This is a genomic window from Faecalicatena contorta (assembly GCF_001404335.1).
Lineage (GTDB): Bacteria > Bacillota > Clostridia > Lachnospirales > Lachnospiraceae > Faecalicatena > Faecalicatena contortus_B.
In genome coordinates this window covers 90,407-113,125 of record NZ_CYZU01000009.1, presented here as the reverse complement: position 1 = coordinate 113,125, position 22,719 = coordinate 90,407, and the positions used below count along the sequence as shown (strand labels likewise).

Annotated in this window: 33 protein-coding genes; 9 read left to right on the top strand and 24 right to left on the bottom strand. The window is 40.1% G+C overall.

Annotation, left to right across the window (positions count from 1 at the left end; genetic code table 11):
• The 21 genes from ARB69_RS06850 to ARB69_RS06750 all read right to left on the bottom strand — a co-directional run bounded on the left by ARB69_RS06850 (position 1) and on the right by ARB69_RS06750 (position 14,358).
• Positions 1-1,785: a terminase large subunit gene (locus ARB69_RS06850; RefSeq protein ID WP_055152186.1), complete on the bottom strand. Its 1,785-nt coding sequence runs from the start codon at positions 1,783-1,785 to the stop codon at positions 1-3.
• Positions 1,786-1,827: 42 nt separating this feature from the next.
• Positions 1,828-2,310 (bottom strand): phage terminase small subunit P27 family, encoded by a 483-nt coding sequence (locus ARB69_RS06845; RefSeq protein WP_055152184.1) that lies wholly within the window; start codon positions 2,308-2,310, stop codon positions 1,828-1,830.
• Positions 2,311-2,401: 91 nt separating this feature from the next.
• Positions 2,402-2,827, bottom strand: coding sequence for an HNH endonuclease (locus ARB69_RS06840; RefSeq protein ID WP_055152182.1), 426 nt, complete (start codon positions 2,825-2,827; stop codon positions 2,402-2,404).
• 69 nt (positions 2,828-2,896) lie between these two features.
• Complete coding sequence (locus tag ARB69_RS06835; protein WP_055152180.1) at positions 2,897-3,562, bottom strand: hypothetical protein; 666 nt, start codon at positions 3,560-3,562, stop codon at positions 2,897-2,899.
• Between the two features lies 1 nt (position 3,563).
• A complete protein-coding gene (locus ARB69_RS06830) occupies positions 3,564-3,953 on the bottom strand; it encodes a hypothetical protein (RefSeq protein ID WP_055152178.1) in 390 nt (129 codons plus the stop codon).
• Positions 3,946-4,788 (bottom strand): ParA family protein, encoded by an 843-nt coding sequence (locus ARB69_RS06825; protein WP_055152176.1) that lies wholly within the window; start codon positions 4,786-4,788, stop codon positions 3,946-3,948. The genes ARB69_RS06830 and ARB69_RS06825 overlap by 8 nt, the downstream gene beginning before the upstream one ends.
• 306 nt (positions 4,789-5,094) lie before the next feature.
• The gene (locus ARB69_RS06820) at positions 5,095-5,520 is read right to left on the bottom strand and encodes a hypothetical protein (protein WP_055152174.1); all 426 of its coding nucleotides are present in this window, start codon (positions 5,518-5,520) and stop codon (positions 5,095-5,097) included.
• Entirely contained in the window at positions 5,517-5,750 is a 234-nt protein-coding gene (locus tag ARB69_RS06815) for a hypothetical protein (RefSeq protein ID WP_055152172.1), read from the bottom strand. Before ARB69_RS06815 ends, ARB69_RS06820 begins: the two co-directional genes overlap by 4 nt.
• Before the next feature lie 303 nt (positions 5,751-6,053).
• Positions 6,054-8,537 (bottom strand): bifunctional DNA primase/polymerase, encoded by a 2,484-nt coding sequence (locus ARB69_RS06810; protein WP_055152170.1) that lies wholly within the window; start codon positions 8,535-8,537, stop codon positions 6,054-6,056.
• 19 nt (positions 8,538-8,556) lie between these two features.
• Entirely contained in the window at positions 8,557-8,925 is a 369-nt protein-coding gene (locus ARB69_RS06805; RefSeq protein ID WP_055152168.1) for a hypothetical protein, read from the bottom strand.
• A complete protein-coding gene (locus ARB69_RS06800; RefSeq protein ID WP_055152166.1) occupies positions 8,909-9,490 on the bottom strand; it encodes a hypothetical protein in 582 nt (193 codons plus the stop codon). Before ARB69_RS06800 ends, ARB69_RS06805 begins: the two co-directional genes overlap by 17 nt.
• Before the next feature lie 489 nt (positions 9,491-9,979).
• On the bottom strand, positions 9,980-10,192 hold the full coding sequence (locus ARB69_RS06795) for a hypothetical protein (RefSeq protein WP_055152165.1): 213 nt from the start codon (positions 10,190-10,192) through the stop codon (positions 9,980-9,982).
• Positions 10,189-10,392 carry a hypothetical protein gene (locus ARB69_RS06790; RefSeq protein WP_055152164.1) on the bottom strand — a complete coding sequence of 68 codons (204 nt, stop codon included), beginning with the start codon at positions 10,390-10,392 and terminating at the stop codon, positions 10,189-10,191. The genes ARB69_RS06795 and ARB69_RS06790 overlap by 4 nt, the downstream gene beginning before the upstream one ends.
• Entirely contained in the window at positions 10,389-10,604 is a 216-nt protein-coding gene (locus tag ARB69_RS06785) for a hypothetical protein (protein WP_055152162.1), read from the bottom strand. The genes ARB69_RS06790 and ARB69_RS06785 overlap by 4 nt, the downstream gene beginning before the upstream one ends.
• Before the next feature lie 5 nt (positions 10,605-10,609).
• Positions 10,610-10,810: a hypothetical protein gene (locus tag ARB69_RS06780; protein ID WP_055152160.1), complete on the bottom strand. Its 201-nt coding sequence runs from the start codon at positions 10,808-10,810 to the stop codon at positions 10,610-10,612.
• Positions 10,807-11,085: a Lar family restriction alleviation protein gene (locus ARB69_RS06775; RefSeq protein ID WP_055152158.1), complete on the bottom strand. Its 279-nt coding sequence runs from the start codon at positions 11,083-11,085 to the stop codon at positions 10,807-10,809. Before ARB69_RS06775 ends, ARB69_RS06780 begins: the two co-directional genes overlap by 4 nt.
• Position 11,086: 1 nt before the next feature.
• Positions 11,087-11,896 (bottom strand): Bro-N domain-containing protein, encoded by an 810-nt coding sequence (locus ARB69_RS06770; protein ID WP_055152156.1) that lies wholly within the window; start codon positions 11,894-11,896, stop codon positions 11,087-11,089.
• A 117-nt stretch (positions 11,897-12,013) separates the two neighbouring features.
• Positions 12,014-12,343: a hypothetical protein gene (locus ARB69_RS06765; RefSeq protein WP_055152155.1), complete on the bottom strand. Its 330-nt coding sequence runs from the start codon at positions 12,341-12,343 to the stop codon at positions 12,014-12,016.
• A gap of 214 nt (positions 12,344-12,557) precedes the next feature.
• The gene (locus tag ARB69_RS06760; RefSeq protein ID WP_055152153.1) at positions 12,558-13,226 is read right to left on the bottom strand and encodes a hypothetical protein; all 669 of its coding nucleotides are present in this window, start codon (positions 13,224-13,226) and stop codon (positions 12,558-12,560) included.
• A gap of 3 nt (positions 13,227-13,229) precedes the next feature.
• Positions 13,230-14,087 (bottom strand): ORF6N domain-containing protein, encoded by an 858-nt coding sequence (locus ARB69_RS06755; protein WP_055152151.1) that lies wholly within the window; start codon positions 14,085-14,087, stop codon positions 13,230-13,232.
• Positions 14,088-14,166: 79 nt separating this feature from the next.
• Positions 14,167-14,358: a helix-turn-helix transcriptional regulator gene (locus ARB69_RS06750; RefSeq protein WP_055152149.1), complete on the bottom strand. Its 192-nt coding sequence runs from the start codon at positions 14,356-14,358 to the stop codon at positions 14,167-14,169.
• Between the two features lie 148 nt (positions 14,359-14,506).
• Between ARB69_RS06750 and ARB69_RS06745 the strand changes: the two genes are divergently transcribed.
• On the top strand, positions 14,507-15,034 hold the full coding sequence (locus ARB69_RS06745) for a helix-turn-helix domain-containing protein (protein ID WP_055152147.1): 528 nt from the start codon (positions 14,507-14,509) through the stop codon (positions 15,032-15,034).
• 174 nt (positions 15,035-15,208) lie between these two features.
• Here ARB69_RS06745 and ARB69_RS06740 read toward each other — a convergent pair whose 3' ends face one another.
• Together ARB69_RS06740 and ARB69_RS06735 are read right to left on the bottom strand one after the other, a co-directional pair.
• Positions 15,209-15,727: an antA/AntB antirepressor family protein gene (locus tag ARB69_RS06740; RefSeq protein ID WP_055152145.1), complete on the bottom strand. Its 519-nt coding sequence runs from the start codon at positions 15,725-15,727 to the stop codon at positions 15,209-15,211.
• A gap of 14 nt (positions 15,728-15,741) precedes the next feature.
• The gene (locus tag ARB69_RS06735; RefSeq protein WP_055152143.1) at positions 15,742-15,978 is read right to left on the bottom strand and encodes a helix-turn-helix domain-containing protein; all 237 of its coding nucleotides are present in this window, start codon (positions 15,976-15,978) and stop codon (positions 15,742-15,744) included.
• Between the two features lie 152 nt (positions 15,979-16,130).
• Between ARB69_RS06735 and ARB69_RS06730 the strand changes: the two genes are divergently transcribed.
• The 7 genes from ARB69_RS06730 to ARB69_RS06700 all read left to right on the top strand — a co-directional run bounded on the left by ARB69_RS06730 (position 16,131) and on the right by ARB69_RS06700 (position 20,803).
• Positions 16,131-16,856 (top strand): XRE family transcriptional regulator, encoded by a 726-nt coding sequence (locus tag ARB69_RS06730; protein ID WP_055152141.1) that lies wholly within the window; start codon positions 16,131-16,133, stop codon positions 16,854-16,856.
• A gap of 67 nt (positions 16,857-16,923) precedes the next feature.
• Positions 16,924-17,835, top strand: a complete 912-nt coding sequence (locus ARB69_RS06725) for a BRCT domain-containing protein (RefSeq protein WP_055152140.1) — start codon at positions 16,924-16,926, stop codon at positions 17,833-17,835.
• Positions 17,836-17,873: 38 nt separating this feature from the next.
• Complete coding sequence (locus ARB69_RS06720) at positions 17,874-18,419, top strand: Uma2 family endonuclease (protein WP_055152139.1); 546 nt, start codon at positions 17,874-17,876, stop codon at positions 18,417-18,419.
• Positions 18,420-18,461: 42 nt separating this feature from the next.
• A complete protein-coding gene (locus ARB69_RS06715) occupies positions 18,462-18,755 on the top strand; it encodes a type II toxin-antitoxin system HicB family antitoxin (RefSeq protein ID WP_055152138.1) in 294 nt (97 codons plus the stop codon).
• A gap of 75 nt (positions 18,756-18,830) precedes the next feature.
• Positions 18,831-19,019, top strand: coding sequence for a type II toxin-antitoxin system HicA family toxin (locus tag ARB69_RS06710; protein ID WP_055152136.1), 189 nt, complete (start codon positions 18,831-18,833; stop codon positions 19,017-19,019).
• 32 nt (positions 19,020-19,051) lie between these two features.
• Positions 19,052-19,447: a type II toxin-antitoxin system HicB family antitoxin gene (locus ARB69_RS06705; protein WP_055152134.1), complete on the top strand. Its 396-nt coding sequence runs from the start codon at positions 19,052-19,054 to the stop codon at positions 19,445-19,447.
• A gap of 201 nt (positions 19,448-19,648) precedes the next feature.
• Positions 19,649-20,803, top strand: coding sequence for a tyrosine-type recombinase/integrase (locus ARB69_RS06700; protein ID WP_055152132.1), 1,155 nt, complete (start codon positions 19,649-19,651; stop codon positions 20,801-20,803).
• A 600-nt stretch (positions 20,804-21,403) separates the two neighbouring features.
• Here the strand turns inward: ARB69_RS06700 and ARB69_RS06690 are convergent.
• Positions 21,404-21,601, bottom strand: coding sequence for a helix-turn-helix domain-containing protein (locus tag ARB69_RS06690; protein ID WP_050639624.1), 198 nt, complete (start codon positions 21,599-21,601; stop codon positions 21,404-21,406).
• A gap of 393 nt (positions 21,602-21,994) precedes the next feature.
• Between ARB69_RS06690 and ARB69_RS06685 the strand changes: the two genes are divergently transcribed.
• Positions 21,995-22,603 carry a hypothetical protein gene (locus tag ARB69_RS06685; RefSeq protein ID WP_055152129.1) on the top strand — a complete coding sequence of 203 codons (609 nt, stop codon included), beginning with the start codon at positions 21,995-21,997 and terminating at the stop codon, positions 22,601-22,603.
• Positions 22,604-22,719: the final 116 nt, after the last annotated feature.

Below are 22,719 nucleotides of genomic sequence, written 5' to 3'. Positions count from 1 at the left end.
TTACCAGTCACTTTCTATAAATTTATCTATCTCATCTAAAAAGCTCGATGTGAACTCATGATAAATAGCCAGTTTAAATGCACACAGCACGGCATCCACCGGGTCAATCCTTTTAGTTGTCGCATCCTTATCAATCTTGATTAGCCCTTGGTTCTGCCGGATCACGGCATTGCTCATAGCATAATTCAGGAGCGGGTTGTATGTATACACAATATTCCGGCAGTAAGCCTGTTCCCGGAAGCCCTGTGTAGATTCATTCAGTGATTTGTGGCTCTGAAATACTTCTTCCACTATGTATCCCTCGTTCGAAAGATCCAGCATCAGCTTCGCCGCGTTGGCCGGGTCGAAGCATAGGCATTCTATTTCCCATCCATTCTCCCTGCATGTGTTCATGACATACTGCATAACTGCATTCTGGTCTACAATCGGCGTATTTGTTACCGTTAAGAATCCCATCCGCTCCCATGCGTCATAATCCACCTTGTCCTTCCTTTTCCGCTCGGCCATTTTCTCTCTATTTGGAATAAATGAATGCGAATACACTATATATTTGATGACTTCTTTCCCGGTGCTGTCATATTCACCTGACTGAAAAGGAATTATGAAGGCAACCGATGTTAAATCTATCTTTGCCGACATGTCAAAACCTACATAGACACTCATTCCCCTTGTGTTGATCGGGATCCCATTTACCTGGCACTTCTTCCATTTTGCCATATCCATGTATCCGTTTTCCTGTGCCTGTACCCAGACATTTAGCATCTTTGTCAGGAATGCGGTCATCTTTTCCGGGATTTCTTTGGCAATTTCAAAAGCCTCCCGTATTTTGGAACGCCCGTTTTCATAACTCATGCGGATAGGGTTTGCTTTCCACCAAAGCCGTTCATCTGCTATATTGTCCTGGTTCTCGTAATCATTCGGATCAAGTTCCAAAATGTCAACAAAATATGACTCATTCCATACATCCACGTCAGGATCCAGTATCCTGGAGCAGTATGCATATTCCTGCACATAACAAGGATATGTCAGATCTACTCCCGCAGTCGTAATGATCATGAGCAGGGACTCTTTTGTGTTCGCCCCCAACCCAAGGTCATAGAATTCTGTTGTCTGGTGCTGGTGATATTCATCCAGGATCAGTCCTGCGGGGTTGGTTCCATCACCTTTTTGCCCGTCCTCCTTACAAAGGGCTTTGATAAAGCTGCCAGTCTTAATGTGTTCAATCCGGTCACGGGTCAGCTTGAACTTAGAGCGGAGACTGGATCCATGAAGCATCAGCTGACATTCATTGAAAATAATTTTTGACTGGTCTCTTTTGGTCCCAGCCGTATAATACTCATATACCTCACCATTTTTTGTGGATTGGGTAGATATCTCATAGAGAGCAACCCCCGCCTCCATCTGGGATTTAGCGTTCTTCCTGCCAACCTCAATGAAACTCTGTTTGAACCGTTTCCGGCCTGTCTCCTCATGCCGCCATCCATATATCTGACAAAGGCAGAACCTTTGCCAAGGCGTTAGTATAATAGACTGGCCGGCTAAATCTCCCTTACTGTGCTTAAGCAGTGAAAACCAGTCAACAATCTTCTGTGCTTCTTCCTCGTCCCATATATATGGGAATGAGATTTCCTGCACATTTCTGGCTTCTGATTTTTTTATATCATCCAGAAACCGCCTGCAGGCCTGCTTATGCTTTTGGCAGCTTATATAATCCTCATTTTCCGTAAGCCTTGTGTCATTTAGGCATAGGCCTGCATATTCAATCAGCTGGTTAAGAATCGTCATACATCCTTTTTTCTCCTCACAAAAATAAGGCCTAGGGCGGCCTTAAATATTCCCAAACTTCTGTTTTATCATATCTTCTGTTTTTTCAGTTTTGGTTACTGCCGCTTTTAAACGGGAATCTATAGTAAGTCCGCATAAGGCAGCAAATCTGCGCATCTCTGCCGCATATCCTGCCTGGATGTCCACCATCGGGTTCTTCACGATAATTTTCCCGGTCCTTGTTTCCCTACTGATGCAGAATTCCTGATCTTTAAGGATCTCAGTTGCTTTAACATAGTTCGAATAAGCATTACAATAGCCGCCTAAATTTCCATAATCCAAGTTTCCAACGATTTCTATTTTCTTCAATTCCCTGATGATTCTGCGCCATTCTTTCTCTGCCACGTCATCAATGAGCCATCCTGGAGGAGTCCTTAAATGGTTGTTACCAACCGTTACTCCTGCTTCTTCCATCTCCTTATTCTGTTTCTCAACCAGTGTTAAATGGGCTTTCTGCATGTCAATCGGCTTCCTTGGTTTTCCCATGTAAATCCCCTCCTCCGTTTAGATTGCCAACTTTTTTATCGTATTCGGAGTTTTGCGTCAGATGTAGGGGACATGCGGTCAGCTGCAAATTTTAAAAACTTTTTTGGCCGCCCCTCCCCGCCCTATATTCCGAGAGCATATCCTGCAAAATCCTTTGTGTTCCGTTTTTATCTTTCCTGTACATCTGCTCAATCATGCTGTGTGTGTCATGATTTAGGCTCATAAGGTTTGTAATATCATTTCGTATCGACCAATTATCTCTTAACGGAATGATATGATGCACAGTATCTGCCAACTCAATCCGTCCTTCTGTCATGAATAGATAGACATCAATGCCTCCGTCTTCTTCCAGTGTCGATGCCCTTGTTAACTCCCACACCTTGCCGCTATAGTACTGTTTGCTTCTGTTGTCACGACTGTATCTATCATATTCCTTGTGTCTGCTCTTGGCGCATAGGCAAGTGCTGCCTGAGGGTATTCGCTGTCCGCATCTGCTGCATCGTTTGTATATTGGCACTATCACCACCTCACTATTCGTCGTTTTGTAGGTATAGAAAAAGCACCCTCGGTGAAGGTGCCTGTAATTCTACAAACTTTTATTATTTTTCGCATATACCTCATAAAGTTTTTTCCCTAGTAAATAGTAAAGAACTTCCTTTTGGTTATGAAATGCCGAACTTATCTGCATACATTCATTGTTTACTATAAACTTCTTACATGACTTATAGAAAGTGACCAATTGTTTAATCAACATTACTTTGTTCTCCATACTTAATTCATCCGATTTAACTATTTCTTCATAATATTGATACATTTTCAGATCTGCATTATAATTGCTGTGGATCACCTCACAACATTTTCCATATTCACCTTCAACATAATCGATAAATTCTTTAGAATATGTATACCTATTGCGTAGTTCAGTAAACATATTTCTTACACCCGTAGCATTAATATTTTCATATCTTAGTACCACTCGAACAAAATTCTCAATAACAGATCGAAAGAAAGTGTAATACACTCTCAATGATGACTTTTTAAAAGAATCCATAAGGCTAATCATATCCGTAACCAAGCAATTATAATAATGTTCTTGTTTCTTTTCTGGAAATGCATATGCCTTTTTTATAAACAATATCCCTTTTGCTATGCATGCTAAGTCTGTATCAGAAACGTCTTCCATTTTCACAAATGATATAAATTGATTGATATCTTCTTTGCAAACATCTACTTCTCTATACCTGTTCAACATATCATAATCCTTTTAGCCATTTTTCTAATTTCTTATTCTCATTTTTCTTTTTATTCTTTTTAGGTGTAGAAGACTCTTTGTTCATATCTTCAATGTCAATTTTATCTATGTATTTCAATATGTTTTCCTTAATATTTTCAATCTTGTCATCATCTAATTCTAATAATATGCGGCTTACTCTCGCCGCAATTAATGTTCGAGACCTGATTACATATTCTGGAAACTTAACTTTTAAAATATTATTAACAAATTCACCTACATCAGAATTTTTCTTTATAACATCTTTCTTTATAATTAACACAGTTATAATTCCAATTAAATCTATAATATCTAAATTTGTTTTCTTCAAATAATTGCGTATTATAGCGATATTATTACCCTGATTAATCATACGACTCAACCCTTTCCAAAAATTCTTTACAGATTATTTTTACATCTTCTCGTGATTTTTTATATTTTGATGAAATATTTCCTTGTAATCCTACTAATAAGTCATTAACATAGGATGCCATATTACTAAACATACCAATTTCTCTTACTATTTCATCTCTTTCGAAAGTATCTTTTAATTGTAAAGTTTTTTGCGTTAAGTCCTTTACCATTGTATATACAATTCCAAGTGGTTTTATTCCAATATCTTCATTATCATCTAATCTATCTATCACTTGCTTCAACAGTTTAATCCCTAAAATAGAATAGCGATCTATCCTGTTTGGTACTAAATAAAAATCAGAAGCAATAAGAGCTGCATCAGTATAAACGGAAATTGTTGGTGGACAATCAATAAAAATAAAATCATATGCATTTCGCAAGTCGTTTTCTTGAATAAACCTATTTACCTTCCTTGCTTTTGTTCCATCTTTATCACTTTCTACTAGAATAAGGTCAATAGTTCCTGGCAACAAATCCATATTATCGTTAAGTCTTACTATGACTTCACTTGGTAATGGCAAATCAATCTTTCTTGCTAATGTTGTCTGCGTTTCAAATAGACGCATTATAGTACGGTTCCCTTTCCCCTCGGAATAATCATTAAGATATTCATCTTCCATGTCAAATTCGTTAACTAAACTTTGTGTCGTGTTGAACTGAGGATCAAGATCAATAAACAAAATCTTTTTTTCACAGTAATTCGCTAAATATTCTCCTATACCAATACATAAAGTAGTTTTACCAACGCCACCTTTCATATTAATAAAAGATATGACTTTACCTTGACTTTCCATTCAATTCTCCCAAAACCTTTTCGTTAAATACACCACATTTTATATTAATAATACTCTATTTTATGATATAATTCAACAAAAAACGCCCCACACTTTCATGCAGGACGTTTTTCTATATGTGTATGAAGGAGGATCATACTTCCGAGAAAATCTTTATTGCGGCGGCAAATGAATTCTTAGCCTTTCGACCTACTCCTATTCAGGAACCCAGCCGCCTATACAGTACTGCCTTATTAATGCCCCAAGGGCTGTGTTATTGAGAAAACACCACCGAACAAATGATCCAATCGTTCTAGAATAACTATGTCATACCCTTGCACGGGAATCAAGGGAACTTTCGGTCTTTTCGGTCTTCTTTATGTACCTGTAAAATACTTTTGATACCCAACTTCTGCTATACCCAACAATCGCCCCGATATCATCCCAACTCAAATCATTTATTACACGATAACGAATGATTTCACTTTCTGGATGAGGCGCTGCCGCAATAAACGCCTCCACCTTCGCTCTGTCCCTCCGAAGCTTCTCCTCATAAGTTTTTATCTTCCCTCTCAGCCGTTCCTTCTCCTCGATATACCACGCAGTGACATCTTTCCCCTGTCCTCCTTTCGGCATGTCTGTTATGACATTGTTCCTGTATGGATTAAACTCCTCCAAATTTGCCAGTTCCATACTCAGGCTCTTTAATTTATTTAAATCAGCCTGCATACTGAATAATTCCTTTAGTGTCATATATCTTCGCCTCCTTCTCGCTGCCTTTTTCTTTTCCCTATTTCTCCCAGCTCATTCACTACTGCGCAGATCATCGCGGTTGCAAAGCTGTGATTTTCGTATTTCTCTGCCAGAATACTAGCCTTTTGATATACCTGTTCAAATTCGCTGTCCGTCAATTCTTTTGAATAATATTCCTTATAGAGCTGCCAACACTCCGTTATCATTTGATGTACTTGCATGATTTCCATTTCAATCCCCCTTTTTATTAAGCCATCCCTCCACCATACCACCTCAAAATCTGACATGTGTGCCGTTGAAACCCAGTGTTTACAAGGCTTTCCGAAATAATCCCACGTCCCCACCTATTTTTTGTTAGTAGGGCGCTATACATATACTACATACAGACTCAATGACATAATAATATATATATAGTGTTACTATAATATAGAGTGAGTATGTGAGTATATATATAATAAAGCCTCTCGTTACAAGGCTTTCAAGCATCCCACCACCATCCCACATTTTATTAATAGGTGAGTAGAAATGGGGGATTACCTCTGATTATTAAACGGAATGTTTTCATCGTCTATATCTACATCCTCGTATTCTTCAAAATTGTTCGGTTGCTTAAATAGGACTTTCACGTACCTGGCTTTAGTCTTCAAACCTGCTATCGAGGTGTTCACGGAGTATTTGCCATCCCGCGACTTTTCCAGATAGCCGGCCTCCGCCCATTCCTTTTTCACGGCATTAAAATCATACCCATTTTTCTCCATTGCCTCTCTCAGTACATTCTGGTTTACAAGGCAGTGTGAGTCCGCAACCTTCCCCCAAAGTCGGTTTCCAAATGTAATATTAAAGAAGTTCTCGTTCTCTGCAATCCAGTTCACGACAAATTTATACGCCCTTTCCGCCTGAGACACTTCCTCTTCGTCCCTTAACAGTTCTGCGACTGCTTCCAATTCCAACGGTGCTTCATCCTTAAAAATGCATTCCTGCGCCAGCTGATCAGCAAGTACAATACAGGCCAACGCCTGTGCCTGTTTGCCAGTGCTCTTTGACATTTCAGACAGCTTTCGGCATAACTCCTTGTGTCTTGAAATAAGGCTGCCCGTATCCAGACTTTTAATATATTCAATAAATCTCCGTCCCGCCAGTCCGTTATTTTCCCGAACAGCTTCTAAAATATGTGAATAATCCTCAAATAGCGGCTTGTCTACTTCCATCTCAATAACCCGGTTGAAAGCCCCGGCGCCTGCGTTATCACTTACAATCGGCTTTTCGCCATTGAAGAAAGAAATATTTTCCCAAGATCCCTGCTCCTTCTCGCGGCTTGTTCGGTCAAGTCTTCCGCGTGTTTTTCCTTCTGTTATCGCATAAATCAGTTTCATCAGATCTCCCCTTGCCAGCTGTGTCTCGTCTACGAATATAGGAAGATTTTTCATCAATGCTGCACGACTTGTACAATAATTAACCGTAGAATCCACTGACAGGATTAATTCATCAGGGACTCCCCATATTGAAGCTGCTACTACAAACGCCACAGTCTTTCCTGTTCCCGATGGTCCCCATAGGTGCACCACAAAACAAAGGCATTTCAATATGTGCGTCATCACAGATCCCAGGCTTGCATCCATAAGTAGTCGTACATTCAGATTTTCCCGGCACTTACTGCATGCGTCTCTCCATGCATCAAAACTTCCCCGCGCGCCTAAGGCCCTTACCGTCTTCGCCTGCGCATTATCCCCATCAAACTCAATACCATCCATGTAAGGGAAGAACTCTTTTCCGATCCACCCGAAATGTGACACTGTTTTCTTTAAAGGCAACGCATCCTCATTAAGCCGGTACATATCTGCGATATAGTTTACAAGGTTTTTGGATGTCAGATCTGTAACCATGACACCAATATTTGCCAACTTTATAATCTTTGTCTTAGTGCAGCATAGTTCTGGTTCAACTTTTACGTCTTTCCAAAGGTACCCGCCCTGCCGCTTCACGCTGAATGCCATGTGATATTTTTGCTCCCCTGTCTCGATGTTCTCTGTAGTCCCGATTGGCATAATTTGCTGATATGAGGCCACTATTTTAACGGGAGGATCAGTTTCCTTTTTCCCAGGAACCCACATACACACCCCATCTTTATTACATTCCCAATATCCGCACTTCAATTGTACGGGCTGATCTATAAACTCTGTTTTGTTGTCTCCTTCGGATTGTTTATGTACGTACGGCGCGGTGGATTTCTCATATTTCAGCGCACTTTTCACTTTCTGGATAACAGTCTTTTCATCCAACGGCGGGCGGCATTTCAATTTGTTTTCAGCCTGCGCCGCGGCTAATATTGCATCATCTGACAATCCTTTTGCCTGCAGACTGCATGCCAGCCTAAATATAGTGTCGTCCCTGGCCCCTTGCTCAATCGTTCCTGGAGAAACAAAAGTCCCTACCTCTTTTTTCTTCCCCTCATCTAGGAGCATATAAACCAAATCATCCGCAGGTTCTATAACTGCATCGTCCGGCCCTAATTCCCATTCGTAATGTCTCCCATTGAAATGTAGGCTGGGCGGGGCCACAATATAGCCCCCGTCCCCCCTGACATCAACTCCACTCTTATTCTTAAACAAATCGCGGACACAGGGAATTTCTCTGCCGTCAGATCTGAAGAAGATATGGTATCCGCCACCGCCGGTAATGGAAAGCATTGTATCTTCCGGAAGTTTACCGTGTTCCCTTTCCCACTCACGTATAGCTTCCCGACCGTCTACCCCTTCCTCTTCCTTCACATCAAGATCAATAACAAACACTCCACCGGAAGGCTTGCCTGTCACGATGCCTATATTTGCGTCTGGCCATCTCTCCCACCATTTATTTATTGTGTCAGGATCTGTTGTGGCATCATGAAACCCATTTTTGACCATAGGTCTTTTGTAATCTTCACTGGTTCTTCCGTGTGATGACACGGGAAACACTGCCAGTCCGATCCTGGCATACGCCAGCGCATATTGTCTGATCGTAAATTTTGTATCCGCCAATTTGTCTTCACCTCACGTTCTAATCTTCCTCAGGCCCTATGCAAAATACTGTAGGCAACCAGTGATCCGTCTTGTACTGCCAGAATCTTTTCACCAGCGGCATGTCCAACGTCTTACCATCAATCAGGTATGTCAGCAGCTGAGTAGGTTCCCTATGTATTTTTCCTTCTTTTATCAGTTCTCCGAACACATCAAATATTTCTTTGCTCCATCCGCACCAGAAAACTACATGTTCACATTTTCCGGATAACACATCTAAATCGCCTTTGAACGGTATCTGTTTTTCTGTAAAAAACCATTCCAATTCCGCATAACTGACATAGTTATTCTTAGAAATATAAGCCAGTATGGCCCTTTTTACTTCCTCTTTATTAAACTGTTGCTGCATCCCTCTGCACCTCCTCTATATTGATAATGCCTTTTCCGATTAAATAGCCAAGTAAGAATACGTATTCCGTACCAATTCCTACGCAATTATTCACGGTCTTCCTTCCGGTGTTGTCGGCAAGCACTTTCAGCTCATAAGCCACATATTCTGCATTATGAAAGCTGATCTCAGAATCTTCTGCCATTCTATATTTCTCAATCAACTTAAAGTAATGGCCTGCTGCCGATTTCGCTTTTATTTTTTCACGCTTTTTTCTGCGCTTGGAGTATTCGTCTTGTAGGACGTTCCATACAGGCCAGCCGTATTTCTCGTAAATATAGTCATTTGTCCCCGCAACAGGTGAAGTATCGTCATTGATATAAGGCCCATCGTACTCACATATTTGCAGGAACCTCTCAAAGTCTTCCTCCGGAACTGACTCGTTAACATAAAGTCTATTTAATGTAACGCTGCCTAATACGACAAATTCTCCAAGTTCTGTTTTATACTGGTAATTCAATCTAAAAACCTGACCCTTACTCAGATCACAAGGCTTTACCCTTACTACTTCAATTTTTTCTGACATTTTTAAACCGCCTTTCTCTCTCTTTACTGACAGTTAATAGTTTCGAATACATCTTTTTTCCCGCTATAAGTACTCGCCACAGGTACTCCTCAAATCTTAATTCGATCAACAATACGTTGCCACAATCTTCTTTTCTTCCACAGATAGCACCGATGCGAATAGGCTAGCTGATATCCCCCTGTATAGCACGGCTCCTTTAAATTACTGCGCTTCTTAAATCTGCAATTATCACATACCCTAATCATGTTTCCCTCCTAAATGTCGCTGCGTCAACATCCACATCTCGTCTATCTCAATTTTACTCACGCTCTTCCTCCTCTTCATCCAGCAGAAGCAGCTCTGCTGTGTCCTGATCCACGCCGTAGTTATCCATTATGTCATATAGCCTTTGTTCTCTCTCTTCATTCATTCCACGTTCCTCCTGTCAGTCTTGACATCCTGCCGCCGGGTTCAGGTGTTGGCGCACCGTCCCCCGGAGGGCAAATAATTCTATGTTAAATTTTTCATAGCGATCCATGCCCGCTGCCACTCACACGCTACCCTTGCACTCTCCGGTGCATGCCCGTTCACCTCCGTATAATTATGTATCGCATTCTCTTCAGCCAGCTTCTGCCAGCGTTCATCCGACATCATCGGCATATCTATTACGGGGTAAATCCCGCCTGTTTTGCTTCTTACCTGGCCTATAACCACATAATTCATTCGGCCCCCTCCTTCGCTCTTTTTCTCTCAGCTTTTGCCCCCTGGCAATATCCTAACCTGAATGCCGCAGCAACAAGCTCAAATATGTTTTCATAGTGTCCGATTAAATCAAACATATTACCGCAAGTTAAAACATATCGGGTATTCATTTTGTCTCTCATATCTTCCGATAGTTTCACAACATTTTTTAATCTACTCATATTGCGACACCTGCTTTCATCTCAATCTGAAGCGGCCTATGCCTGTCAGTGAATTCAAACAGCTTCCGCAGATAATCTTGGATCTTTTCGTCCCTACTCCTATATGACAGCAGAATGAGCCTTGTCTGCTCATAATCGGCAGTATCCTTCTGTAATAATGCTGTGATGCTTTCCCGCACAACTCTATTAAATTCTTTATCTACTCTGTTCATATAGCTTATTCCCTCCTCTTACAATTGGATTCTTTCTTTTCGATAACTAAATCCACCGCCTTAATGCAAAAATCCTGTAGTCTTTCGTCAAGTCTTGATTCTTTCAGTTCCATAGCCCATACCTTTTTAAGTTCATATAGTTCTTCAATGTCCATCTTATATAATTCATGTATCAGCTCATCCATCAATCTTTTTAATTCATTCATACTGTCACTCCTCCTGCGACAACCACGTATCCTTCTCTGGCGCGCCTGTTCCATTTTTCAACCGCCTTTTGCCTGCATTCGTCTATAGACACATATCTGGATGGAATATCCTTAAAAGTCATTGTTTGTCCCTCAGTCTGGATACAGGAGACAGCGTGACATGATGTACATTGTATGTATACTCTCTGGTGCCCCACGAATTCATTCTGTTTCATTTCAGCTTCCCCGCCGCAAAACGGGCACCTTTTTAGCTTGTACTCTTTATGCTCTTTCATATCAGCACACCTCCTGATAAACTACCTTGCAAGCATTGATATTCCCATTGGCTAACAGCAATGTAATCTCTTTCGGATAATCATGGTCTTCCAACCAATTCTTCACTTTCTGGAAGACACTGTCTGCGTACTGAACCGTCACGCCGTCATGCCCGTTCCTGCTATATGCAGTCTTCACGATTTCATTTTCTGTTATGTCTAACCTTTGGATAATGGCGCTGATCGCCTTGTCATGCGGCCTGTTGCTCTTAGACATTACCCCCAGCTCCTTTGCCATGCCAGTGCAATCCCAAAGAACAGGTATGGCAACTGGAAGATGTGCGGTTACTGGAAAACCTAAATCCGTATAAATTCTTGTAACTTCCGCAGCTATATACACCGGCTCAACGCCTGCTGCCGACAAAGCATCTTTAATGTTCTTCGCCATCATGTTCGCAGAAGACAGTTTTTCCCTCTTCGGCCTTTCCTTTTTCGACATCTCATAAGAACCGGTCTTGCGCAGAGTTGGCAGAACTTCAACCGCTAACCAATCTTGAAAGTTTTCTGCTACTTCGTTGCTAGCCTTAAATGTTAATTTATATACTGCTGGTTCAGGGATATATGAACCTTTGGCTATTTCGGCAGATGTGCCGAAAAGTTTTAAATATTGGTTCACTCTACGCCACATTACGTATTCTTTATTGCCTTTTCTCTCTGTTAATCCAAGACTTGTCGCAACCGATTCAGCATCGAACATATAATTGCCATCTAAATCAATTTTTACTTTCACGTTAAATGCATCGTTCCCAAATACTTTTATCTCATTTTTCATATAAAATCCCCTTCTACTTCTTGTAAATCTGGTTGGAATCCCATATAATGAAGATGGAATTCCTGTTGTTGACGGGTTTCATGTTTCGAGTAAATACATTGCTTTGGCGGGCGGTATTTACTCTTTTTTTGTCTCAATCGCTTCTTTCTCTCCTTTCCAAACGTATCCAGTTAGCTCATACAGTTTCTTTGGGCTTATGTAAGTATTCCTGTATTCTCGCTTTCCACGCTTTTTTCGTGCCTTGTAAATGATTCCTAAATCAAGTGTCTCGTCTTCCATCTTGTCTCTGATAGTATCCGGTTTCATGTTTAATACTTTAGATACTACCTTCAGCGGCACGCTCCCCACGCTAAACTCCGGAAAATCTGCCATGATATCCCTCCTTTCTACTGAATCCACTCCTCCAAATTTAGAAGAAAACTCTTTCTGTTTTTCGAATACTACCACCTTTCAAAACGCCTGTAAACCCCATGAAATCGCGGTTTTTCGGTGTTTTAATCAACTAAATTTTGATTTAGTTATGTAGTGTGCCACGCTGTGCCACATGCTCACGAATCTGTGTGATTGGGTATCTATAAATTTGATGTGCCACGGTTTCTCCACTAAACTATAAATTTAGTTAAGTAAAAACTTTTTTGACACATTTCGTTTATTCCAATGTTTATACGCTGAACAGCTTCTTCAAATTCTTTTGCGGTTTCAATACCTTATGTCTCTCACCGGTCACATTGTTCACCATATATCCGTCTTCCTCATGATATGTAGTAAAATGCACGCCCTGACTTTCAAAAAACTCTTCAGTGATATCTCTGCCGCCGTGTGCCTGGTGCATACGATTTACTATCCCCATCCATGTACACATGTACATATTAATGTCCCAATTCCAATACTCCATTAGAAATTCTGGCCCATTTTCTTGCCCGATCGGTTTATTTATATCCATCTGGCTTATGTATTCTATACAGTAGAAATAATCTTTGACTTCGTATTTTTCTCCATCGTAATCTTTTGCGATCGGGAACATTTGCATAAATTCATTCGGTGTAAGACACTCCACCATATCATTCACTCCGGAAATTAAGTAAAACCATTCTTCTATTTCCTCTTTCGTATAAGATTCTCCGGAATCAAACGCATTTGAAATAAATTTAATCAGTAGATATAGATATTGCTTAAACTTATCCCGATATGCAGTCAGGAATTTTTCATTGCTCATTTCATTCAAACACCCCATTTTTTCTGAGAACCTTATTATTGCAGATGCATAATGCTTTTTCTTGGGTTTATAATCAATCAACTTTTTGCCGTCCATTACATAAAAATTGTACATATACTATTTCCTCTCTTCTAATGAAACACCATACTTCACTGCCATCTCCTTAATAATCGCTATATATCCTTCTATCAGCTTCGGATCGTCAGCAATAACATCAAGTTGATTCAGCTTGTCTATTTTCGATTTACACACACCGTTCATTGCATAGGCCTTCTTTTTATTTGTCAGCCTGATTCCTAGAGCAACATGCATTCGCTCCTCAAGTATCTTGTATGACTCCTCGCGCACAGCCCGGATGTGTTCAGAGCCTCCTAAACTATACGCAATCTTATTAATGATGACCCCAGTATCTTTACGCCATGCATTCGGTCTGAGTGCGATAACTTCTTTAATAGAATCCACTTTACTATCCAGTTTAGTTATGTCTTCTGTATTTGTATCTACCTTCATCCTGATATTCTTCATCTCCTGCAGGCTCTCTATCAGGATATCTTCGATGCAGTTCGGCCCTCCATCTCTCAACCGGAAGTAATCATCAATCAACTTATCGTGGATATCCCACGCAAGATCTGTGTCCATAATCTTGATGAGCTTTGCATATCCTCTTTCTGATAATATGTAAATGTGTTCCGCCTGTGTAATGGACTGCTTTGCATAGCCTAAATTCTGGAGCAATTCCAACGTGCTTACCTCACAAGCACGTCTCTTCAAGTCGATAAAATCAACATTTTCAGTAAACCTTCTGATATTATCAGTAATACGTGCCCTGACATTTCTCACTTCCATTTCGTGGATCTCTGCAATAGTCCTATCGGAGACACATTTCTTTCCTTCTCCAAATCCTCCTAATACTACCGGGATTTCTCTTCCCATAAACTCCTGTCTTCCTTTTACTACTAATTCATTCTCTTTCATTTAATTCTCCTTTCTGCGCTCACATCGCGCATGTTTACTGTTGCTATTCAGTTTTCAAGGTACATATATGTAAGCCTTTCTATTCAAGTAGTTTTTCCAACGGCACATGAAGAGCATCTGCAATTTTGTTTCCTATTTCATCAGAACAGCTCTTTCCTGACTTTATATAGTTGATTGTGGCCCTGGACACTCCTGCCATCTCCGCCAGCTTCTTTTGGGTCAGTTCCTGCCGTGTAAGTTCTGACACGAATTTGATTCTGTCTATTCTCATTTTTTTCATCTCCTTCCCGGAATTAACACATACATTTGCATGTAACATTCTATTTATATAACAAGCTTTTGTATTTTTCAATGCTTTTTCACAAACTTTTGCTTTTAAATTCTTCTAAAATATGTTATTATTTTTATGAGGTGATAACATGACTATCGGTGAAAAAATAAGGCTATATCGAACAAAAGCTAATATGTCGCAAAGAGAATTGGGAGAAAAATTAAAAATCTCTCAACAGCAAATCGCTCAATATGAAAACGGCACACGAAATCCAAAGATAGAAACCTTAAAAAAGTTTGCATCATTTTTTAAGGTTCCACTTTTAACTTTTACTGGAGATGATTTGGTTTATAGTCTTGAATCCCCGGATCCTTCTGTCGAATCAAAATTAATTCAGTCAAAAGTGGATGCAATAGTAAACGATCCGAATCTTACAAACGAAGAAAAAGCAAAAATGGCCAATGATTTGTTCTTGCAAGTTAAGATTTTGCAAGAACAACACATGTCGAATATCGAAGTTGCTATGGATTATATTTCTAAGAATACCGAAAAAAAGGATTTATTAACCACATACTTCGACCTGCTAAATGATGATGGTCAAGATAAAGCCCTTGAACAATTAGAGCTTCTGACTAAAATCCCACAATATTGGAGAGATGATGACCCAGAGGCTTAAACGTCTCTTCATGCTTTCCCCCAAGGGTACTCTTATGAGTATCCTTAACACCATACTAATCCTTCCGCAGTATTCAATTTTCAAGGTACACTTCAACTTTACAGACTTACTAAACATCCTTGAACGTTTTCGTGTTTTAGTACGAGAACCCAATAATCAGCGTTTTCATCCCGGCTATATATTTACTTTATAGACCACCAGCATCTCCCGGATGACAGCTTCATACACAGGCTTGAAATCCTTATCGCCCTCAATTACTGTTAATTTGGTTATGTCCTTAATTTGGGTCTTTGTAGCTCCCTCCCTTGCAGCCTCTCCCTTTGCCCGATCGAGTCTCTGATCTAATCGGCACGGACGTTTGCGGTTGAGCCGATCATAACTTTCTGTTCTCACAGCGCGGTGCCTATCCTGCATACTTCCTATGTACTGAAAGCCAGAACTCTCTGCTATTGCCGCTAACTTAAAATCTTGTGTAGGATTCGGGTTGAAGTCACGTTCGCCATCCGTGGCGAGCGCCCAATAATCAGCACTTTCTTCTGCAAATTGATTCTCCGTAATATTTGATTTTACCCACCTGGAATAATGACTTTTGTCCATTTCCAAGTAGTCATACAACTTTTTCGCTGTAGTCATCCCATTTTCATCGATCCCCAGTGCAATTTCTATCGGTGTCCGATTTAATTTGTCTTTCATTATCTCGTTCGTCGTTACTTCTCTCCTTTCCCTCTTGTCGCTTCTTGAGCGACTACTTGACTAAAAAAAATTTCCATTGGGGCATCAATATCCAACATAACTATCATAGCCTCTATTTCCGTGCTTGTAAAAACTCCCTTTTTCATCTTTTCATAAAAGGTTTTTGGTGTAATCCCCAGTTTTTTCGCCACTTTAGCACGTGATAGTCCTCTTGAATAAATAATTCCAACCAACCTACTTGTGTCTATCATTTCACACCTCCTTGTCGCTTATTACGCAACAATGATAGCATACAGTTATGTAACGTGTCAATATACATTTTAAACTTTTTTTCATTTTTTGTTGCTTATTAGGTGAAATATGTTATAATTCGATTATAAACAAGAAAAAGGAGGATTCCTTAATGAATTTAGGAGATAGAATAAAAGCCAAAAGGGACGAATTAGATCTTACGCTTGAGGAAGTAGCGAAATTCGTAGGTGTCAGCCGTCAGACAATCCAAAAATATGAAAGCGGAGTTATTTCAAATATTCCATCTGATAAAATTGAATCCCTCGCTTTTGCTCTTCGCACTACTCCATCTTATTTAATGGGGTGGGAGTCCTCGGCCAGTATCACTTTATATAACGTGCATTGCGAGACAGCAGATGAATCAGAATTAATAATCTCATTCCGGAAATTGTCGGATATAGGAAAGCAGAAGGCAACAACGTATTTAGAAAATCTATTGTCATTGGAAACAGCAGAGCACGATGCACTACCACGGCCGACATATTTTATGGCCTATTATCATGAACTTGCCTCTGCAGGGACAGGTGAATACATTTTCGCGGATCTTCCTACTGACACTATAGAAGTACCAGTGAATGAACTATCAGAAAAGGCTGATTTTGTAATAGGTGTAAAAGGAGATAGCATGGAACCGACATTCCACGACGGTGACAAAGTGTATGTGGAAAAGATGCAAGTTGTAGAAATTGGTGACATAGGTATTTTTATGGTCAACGGGGAATGTTTCATTAAAGAAACTGGAGAAAATGGGCTAATATCTCACAATCCGAAATACGATGAAATTCCGGGAACTGAAACCATACAATGTATTGGGAAAGTTTTGGGAAAAGTAAAATGATGTTAAGCCAATAGGCCAAACATAAACGTGGTGTTTTCTTGGTATGCAGAGAAAAGGGAGGAACTTTATGAGTAATCTACAAGAATTGGAAGAATATAGGAAATATACTTCCCCAGCAGAACTTCACAAAGCAATAAACACATTAAAAGGTATTGTCGCCGGCATTACAACGGATTACAAAATAAGTGAAGATGAGGTAAACGAATTAAGCCACTGGTGTTTGTGCCATGCGCATTTAATTGACCGCCACCCTTTTAAAGAATTGATTCCGCTTATTGAGTCAGCATATAAAGACAGTGTTCTTACTGCCGATGAATCAAGTGATATTGTGTGGTTGTGTAATAATTTTGTATCAGATTCTGACTATTATAACCTGGTGACTTCTTCTCTGCAATTTCTAAATGGGATGATACACGGAATACTTGCTGACGGCGTGATCACAGATGAAGAGATCCGCACACTGAATACCTGGATTTCGTCAAATGACTATTTGACTGGGTGCTATCCCTTCGATGAGATTGAAAGTCTGCTTCTTTCTATACTAAACGATGGGATCGTAACTGAAGATGAACGGAATATGCTAAAAGCATTTTTGAGTAATTTTATTGACCTCAAGTCTTCCTATAATCTTAATAGCAAAGAAATTGAAACTCTGAGGGAACACTACAGCATAAGCGGAATTTGCGCTATATGCCAGGAAATTGAATTTGACGGAAATCAGTTTTGTTTTACAGGACAGTCATTGAGAGCTAAAAGAAAAGAGATAGCCGATCTAATTACGTCACTTGGTGGTAAATTCAATAATAGCATTACGAATAAGACCAGATACCTTATAGTTGGCAATGACGGTAATCCATGCTGGGCATTTTCTTGTTACGGCAGAAAAATTGAGGACGCTGTAAATCGTAGGAAAGCCGGACAGACTCTCACTATAGTAAATGAGGTGGATTTTTGGGATGCTGTCGACGATTTGGTGTAACGATAACAGTATAAAAATAGAAGAAGGAGGTACGAACTATGGCATTAGCACAACAACGAATTTATACCATTGATGATATCTACGCCCTGCCGGACGGGCAGAGGGCAGAGCTGATAGACGGGCAGATATACATGATGTCGCCGCCCAACAGGCAGCACCAGAAGCTTGTATCTGAATTACATTATCAGATTCGTGACTTTATAAAGCGTAAAGGAGACCCCTGCGAGGTATATCCTGCCCCATTTGCCGTGTTTTTGAATGAGGATGAGGAAAATTACGTGGAGCCGGATATAAGCGTTATATGCGATAAAGACAAGCTCACAGACAAAGGCTGTAGCGGAGCGCCCGACTGGGTAATAGAGATAACATCACCGTCTAATCCACAGATGGATTACGGTGTGAAGTTATTCAAATACCGCACTGCCGGAGTCCGGGAATATTGGATCGTGGATCCGCAGAAACGCACCGTCATGGTATATGATTTTGAGAAGGAAAAAGAGTCCAATCTGTATACCTTTGAAGAAGATATTAATGTCTGCATCTATGATGATTTCACAATCAATGTTGCAAAATTAATACCCTAACCCCCTTCCAAAGCCTGCTAACCGAAAAAGGAGTGAAAATATATGCGTAAAATAACCTATTTAGCAGTTATGGAACCTACAAAAGATGGATACAGCGTATACTATCCCGACCTTCCGGGATGTATCAGTTTCGGCGCTACAATTGATGAGGCACAGAAGCAGGCTGCAGAAGCGCTGGAGCTTCACGTATATGGGATGGTAAATGATCATGAAGACCTGCCTGCCCCATCGGTTGACCTAAAGCCTGATGAAATTGAAGGCTGCGTTGTGTCTCCTATATCTGTGTTTCCAGTTATTGTAAAGAACGAAATGGATAACCGGATTTTTTCTACGTAATACTACGTATTTTTATTGACATACGTAATATTACGTGTTATAATATAACTATGATAAGGAGAGGAGATACCAAAGATGCCAATGACTTCTAAAGAGATGATAAAACATCTCAAAAAACATGGTTTTGAAAGCATAAGCCAAAACGGATCTCATATTAAAATGAGAAACCCGGAAACAGAAAAACAGGTAATCGTTCCTTATCACTCTGGATCCCTTAAAAAGGGATTGGAGCAAGCTATATTAAAACAGGCGGGACTTAAATAGTCTCGCCGCCCAAAACAAACGGAGGCGGTCTGATGAGTAAATTATTTTATCCAGCAATTTTTCACGAGGCAGAGGAAGGCGGATTTTGGGTATCATTTCCTGACTTTCCTGAATGCTTCACAGATGGGGACAATATGGAACAAGTTTATGAAATGGCGGTTGATGCTCTCGGCCTTGCGATAACAAGCAGAAAAAAAGAAGGGCAGGAAATACCCGCGCCCTCTTCCATTACCAGACTTTCTGCCGATAACGGGGTTTTTGTTATCGTAGAATTTGACATGATGGAATACCAGAAAAAACATAACGCAAAGGCAGTAAAAAAGACATTGAGTATTCCGGAATGGATGAACGAGGAAGCAACTGCTGCCGGGGTGAACTTCTCACAGGTGCTGCAGGAAGCGCTGATGCAAAAACTGAATATAAGCTAAGAAAATAACTGTTTCTATATCAAAAAAAACGCCCGGTACGCCAATACCGAGCGGGTTTGAGAAACTATCAACCACATTTCAATCTGAACCACAGACGGAATATGGCGACAATACTCTCCGAACAAGAATATTGTACCATTCCAAGCGTGGTTTAGTCAACTACGCTATTTTTCTGCCATTTTATAAAAGGAGTGATACAATATGGCAAGATACAAGAAAAGAGCTGATGGAAGATACCATACCACCATCCCCACAGGAATCTTTGATGATGAAACAGGGAAGGAGATACGCGTCTCCGTCTACGGAAATTCCGTAGCTGAGTTCGAGTCCAACAAAGACTCCGTAAAGGCCCAGTTGCTGAACGGAACCTATGCCAACGACAAGGATACCACATTCAGCGAATACAAGTGGCATTGGTTTGAGACATATATCGAAAATACAGATAAATCCTATAATCGAAAAAGGATATATAGAAACACACTGAAGAACCACACCGCGGGTCTGGATCCAATCCCCTTAGGCAGCATAAAGAAATCCCAGGTACAGGAAGGATATAATAAGCTCAACGGCAGCCCGGATCTGCAACATGAATACAAGATCACCCTCAATCAGATATTTGAATGCGCGATAGACGATGGGCTGATTTCCAAGAATCCTACCAGGAATATCACTATAACAAAGCGCAAAAGGAAGAAGAAGCGTGCTTTAACAAAAATTGAACGGGCCGCAATAAAGAAAGCTGATTTTACTCTCCAGGAACGTTGCTTTGTAGGATTACTTCACTATGCCGGCCTTCGGCGTCAGGAGATTCTCGCAATAACAAAACCAGACATTGATTTGTTCGATGATAAAATCCGGATCAACAAAGCCATTGAATTCATCGGTGAACGTCCCAACTTGAAGGACACTAAGAGTGAAGACGGAGAACGCTTCATTGATATTTTGGCCCCGCTTAAACCTGTCCTGGAAGAATATATGCAACAACTGAACACGCTTCTGCTCTTCCCAAACTCAGCCGGATCGGTAATGTCCAGGACACAGTACAGACGGTTCTTTGAGAAGATAAAGCTAAAAATAAATACTGCTGCCGGCGGCAGGCACCATTACCAAAAGAACGACAAAGGAAAATACAATCTTGTGTACGACATAGATATGTGTCAGGGCCTCTCAGCACACGTTTTCCGGCACGAATACGCTACTATCCTATATTATTCCGGCATAGATATTTTAGAGGCTATACGGCTGTTTGGACACGCTGATTCAAAGACTATGACAGACATATATGCGGAGCTTAGAAAAGAAGAATCAAACTCAAAGGATAAATTAAATCAATACCTGGAAGAAAAATATAGTTAACCAAAACACTGCTCCCGGAAATTTTTTTCAAAAAAGCAAATTTGAAGTAATTTAGTCAAATTTTAGTCAAAATGAATTTTTTCGCCGAAGAATGGCTTAAAATGGGCGTTTGCGGGACTATGCCCGAACACTCGTAATGAAGGGGTCGTCGGTTCAAGTCCGATTTCCAGCTTTCGTAAAAAAGGCCGCAAACCCCGGGGTATTAAGGGGTTGCGGCCTTTTTTATATCGTTGGAAAAGATAGATAAGGAACCAGATCTGTTCAAGATAAATACTGAATATCACAACCATCTGAAAACGGATGTCAAAGTACATATATATCAAGAAGAAAACTCCGTGTTATGAATATTTTCAAAAATTCTTTCGCTATATGAATATTTTAGTGGATAAGCGGCACATAATGTTGCGTATTCATCATGAAATGTGTTAATATATATACAAGATTGGAACTACTCCTCAAAATAGTTCCTTTCCCACCACATTCAAGCCCGGAGTCCTGAAGATTCCGGGCATTACTTTATTTGAATCACAGTAATGTACTTTCCATTTTCTGATCTCATCATGAAGAAAACGATGGTTGCAGTTAGCCATCTTTTTACCACTATCCCTCCAAAAGAGAATCTATTGAAACCTCAAAGATATCTGCAATCTTCTTAATCATATAAATATCAGGCAAACGCTTCCCCCGTTCATAATTTGAAAGAGTCGTCCTTGTTATATGCAGAAATCTTGCAAGCTGCTGTTGTGTCATGTGTTTCTGAAGCCGTAACTTACGTATACTAAAACCGATATCTGACATAAAATCGACCGTCCCCCCTATATTTCTACATTATCATGCTTTCCAAGAAAAGTATACGTAACGTGTCGTATATTAACTATTTTCATTTTTTAACGAGTTCATTCCACCTCATATAATGACAAGTCAATTTTGGAAATGTATCTATATTACAGCATATAAATACTGTCATTCACTGAAAGCAATTTGAATGCATTTCTAGATCCTCTCTTTTGCGCCTCTCTTTTGTGAAATCTCCTTTCCTTGCTTATTGAATATGTCTATGGTACAATACAAAAAAGCAATTTGGATATAAAAGAAAAGATGTGCTTAATGAAATAATTATTAAGCCAAAAATGTTTTATGGAATAGGACGTGTAGGTTCAAAATAAGGTTAAAAAGAAAGGAAGGCATCATATGAAAAACAAAATACTTAAAGTTTTAACAATCCTGGGAATGGCGCTTTTACTGACCGCTTGTTCAGCAAGCGACAAACCGGCAGAATCAACAGACAAAACGGCCGATGAGAGCTCCGATACAAAACAGTCTCAAGATAAGAGTACTGACAAAGAAGAGAAAGTTCAAAATTCTTACACTATTGATCAGATTACAATCACAGCAGAACATTATTCAGTTGAACCATATAATGATCCGAACGGTAAATTTACAAAACGAATCTCTATCATGTTCAATATCAAGAACGAAACTGACAGTGCCTTTGGCTATGTTAAAAGCTGGGAAGGCAGATTACCTGACGGATTCAAATTGGAAAGCCTGATTGAGGCACAAGATTTAGACTTAATACAGGTTCCCTCCGGTGGTTCTATTGATGACGCAGCTTATTTACTTGCGGATGATTCCGCGAATCTTGATGAGATAATAGCGACATATTCGTTTATGGATTACAACGAAGATTATTGGAAGGACTTTGGCAAAATCGTGTCGGGAGAGATGAATGAAGAGGAATTCAAAAGCAAATATGGAACACCTAAAGAATTAACATTTGATCTGACACCAATTAACTAAACACAAGCCGCTCCCTCATCAGCAGACCATTCCAGCCTTAATTCGGCAATGATTTATCCGATGATAAAATCTGGGCTGATAAGGTAATTGAATCCAGGAGGGAGCGGTTTTTCATC

Coding starts and splice junctions, on each gene's coding strand:
- ARB69_RS06850 (WP_055152186.1), bottom strand. CDS start 1,785: ATGACGATTCTTAACCAGCTGATTGAATATGCAGGCCTATGCCTAAAT.
- ARB69_RS06845 (WP_055152184.1), bottom strand. CDS start 2,310: ATGGGAAAACCAAGGAAGCCGATTGACATGCAGAAAGCCCATTTAACA.
- ARB69_RS06835 (WP_055152180.1), bottom strand. CDS start 3,562: ATGTTGAACAGGTATAGAGAAGTAGATGTTTGCAAAGAAGATATCAAT.
- ARB69_RS06830 (WP_055152178.1), bottom strand. CDS start 3,953: ATGATTAATCAGGGTAATAATATCGCTATAATACGCAATTATTTGAAG.
- ARB69_RS06825 (WP_055152176.1), bottom strand. CDS start 4,788: ATGGAAAGTCAAGGTAAAGTCATATCTTTTATTAATATGAAAGGTGGC.
- ARB69_RS06820 (WP_055152174.1), bottom strand. CDS start 5,520: ATGACACTAAAGGAATTATTCAGTATGCAGGCTGATTTAAATAAATTA.
- ARB69_RS06815 (WP_055152172.1), bottom strand. CDS start 5,750: ATGGAAATCATGCAAGTACATCAAATGATAACGGAGTGTTGGCAGCTC.
- ARB69_RS06805 (WP_055152168.1), bottom strand. CDS start 8,925: ATGCAGCAACAGTTTAATAAAGAGGAAGTAAAAAGGGCCATACTGGCT.
- ARB69_RS06800 (WP_055152166.1), bottom strand. CDS start 9,490: ATGTCAGAAAAAATTGAAGTAGTAAGGGTAAAGCCTTGTGATCTGAGT.
- ARB69_RS06795 (WP_055152165.1), bottom strand. CDS start 10,192: ATGAATTATGTGGTTATAGGCCAGGTAAGAAGCAAAACAGGCGGGATT.
- ARB69_RS06790 (WP_055152164.1), bottom strand. CDS start 10,392: ATGAGTAGATTAAAAAATGTTGTGAAACTATCGGAAGATATGAGAGAC.
- ARB69_RS06785 (WP_055152162.1), bottom strand. CDS start 10,604: ATGAACAGAGTAGATAAAGAATTTAATAGAGTTGTGCGGGAAAGCATC.
- ARB69_RS06780 (WP_055152160.1), bottom strand. CDS start 10,810: ATGAATGAATTAAAAAGATTGATGGATGAGCTGATACATGAATTATAT.
- ARB69_RS06775 (WP_055152158.1), bottom strand. CDS start 11,085: ATGAAAGAGCATAAAGAGTACAAGCTAAAAAGGTGCCCGTTTTGCGGC.
- ARB69_RS06770 (WP_055152156.1), bottom strand. CDS start 11,896: ATGAAAAATGAGATAAAAGTATTTGGGAACGATGCATTTAACGTGAAA.
- ARB69_RS06760 (WP_055152153.1), bottom strand. CDS start 13,226: ATGTACAATTTTTATGTAATGGACGGCAAAAAGTTGATTGATTATAAA.
- ARB69_RS06755 (WP_055152151.1), bottom strand. CDS start 14,087: ATGAAAGAGAATGAATTAGTAGTAAAAGGAAGACAGGAGTTTATGGGA.
- ARB69_RS06750 (WP_055152149.1), bottom strand. CDS start 14,358: ATGAGAATAGACAGAATCAAATTCGTGTCAGAACTTACACGGCAGGAA.
- ARB69_RS06745 (WP_055152147.1), top strand. CDS start 14,507: ATGACTATCGGTGAAAAAATAAGGCTATATCGAACAAAAGCTAATATG.
- ARB69_RS06740 (WP_055152145.1), bottom strand. CDS start 15,727: ATGAAAGACAAATTAAATCGGACACCGATAGAAATTGCACTGGGGATC.
- ARB69_RS06735 (WP_055152143.1), bottom strand. CDS start 15,978: ATGATAGACACAAGTAGGTTGGTTGGAATTATTTATTCAAGAGGACTA.
- ARB69_RS06730 (WP_055152141.1), top strand. CDS start 16,131: ATGAATTTAGGAGATAGAATAAAAGCCAAAAGGGACGAATTAGATCTT.
- ARB69_RS06725 (WP_055152140.1), top strand. CDS start 16,924: ATGAGTAATCTACAAGAATTGGAAGAATATAGGAAATATACTTCCCCA.
- ARB69_RS06720 (WP_055152139.1), top strand. CDS start 17,874: ATGGCATTAGCACAACAACGAATTTATACCATTGATGATATCTACGCC.
- ARB69_RS06715 (WP_055152138.1), top strand. CDS start 18,462: ATGCGTAAAATAACCTATTTAGCAGTTATGGAACCTACAAAAGATGGA.
- ARB69_RS06710 (WP_055152136.1), top strand. CDS start 18,831: ATGCCAATGACTTCTAAAGAGATGATAAAACATCTCAAAAAACATGGT.
- ARB69_RS06705 (WP_055152134.1), top strand. CDS start 19,052: ATGAGTAAATTATTTTATCCAGCAATTTTTCACGAGGCAGAGGAAGGC.
- ARB69_RS06700 (WP_055152132.1), top strand. CDS start 19,649: ATGGCAAGATACAAGAAAAGAGCTGATGGAAGATACCATACCACCATC.
- ARB69_RS06690 (WP_050639624.1), bottom strand. CDS start 21,601: ATGTCAGATATCGGTTTTAGTATACGTAAGTTACGGCTTCAGAAACAC.
- ARB69_RS06685 (WP_055152129.1), top strand. CDS start 21,995: ATGAAAAACAAAATACTTAAAGTTTTAACAATCCTGGGAATGGCGCTT.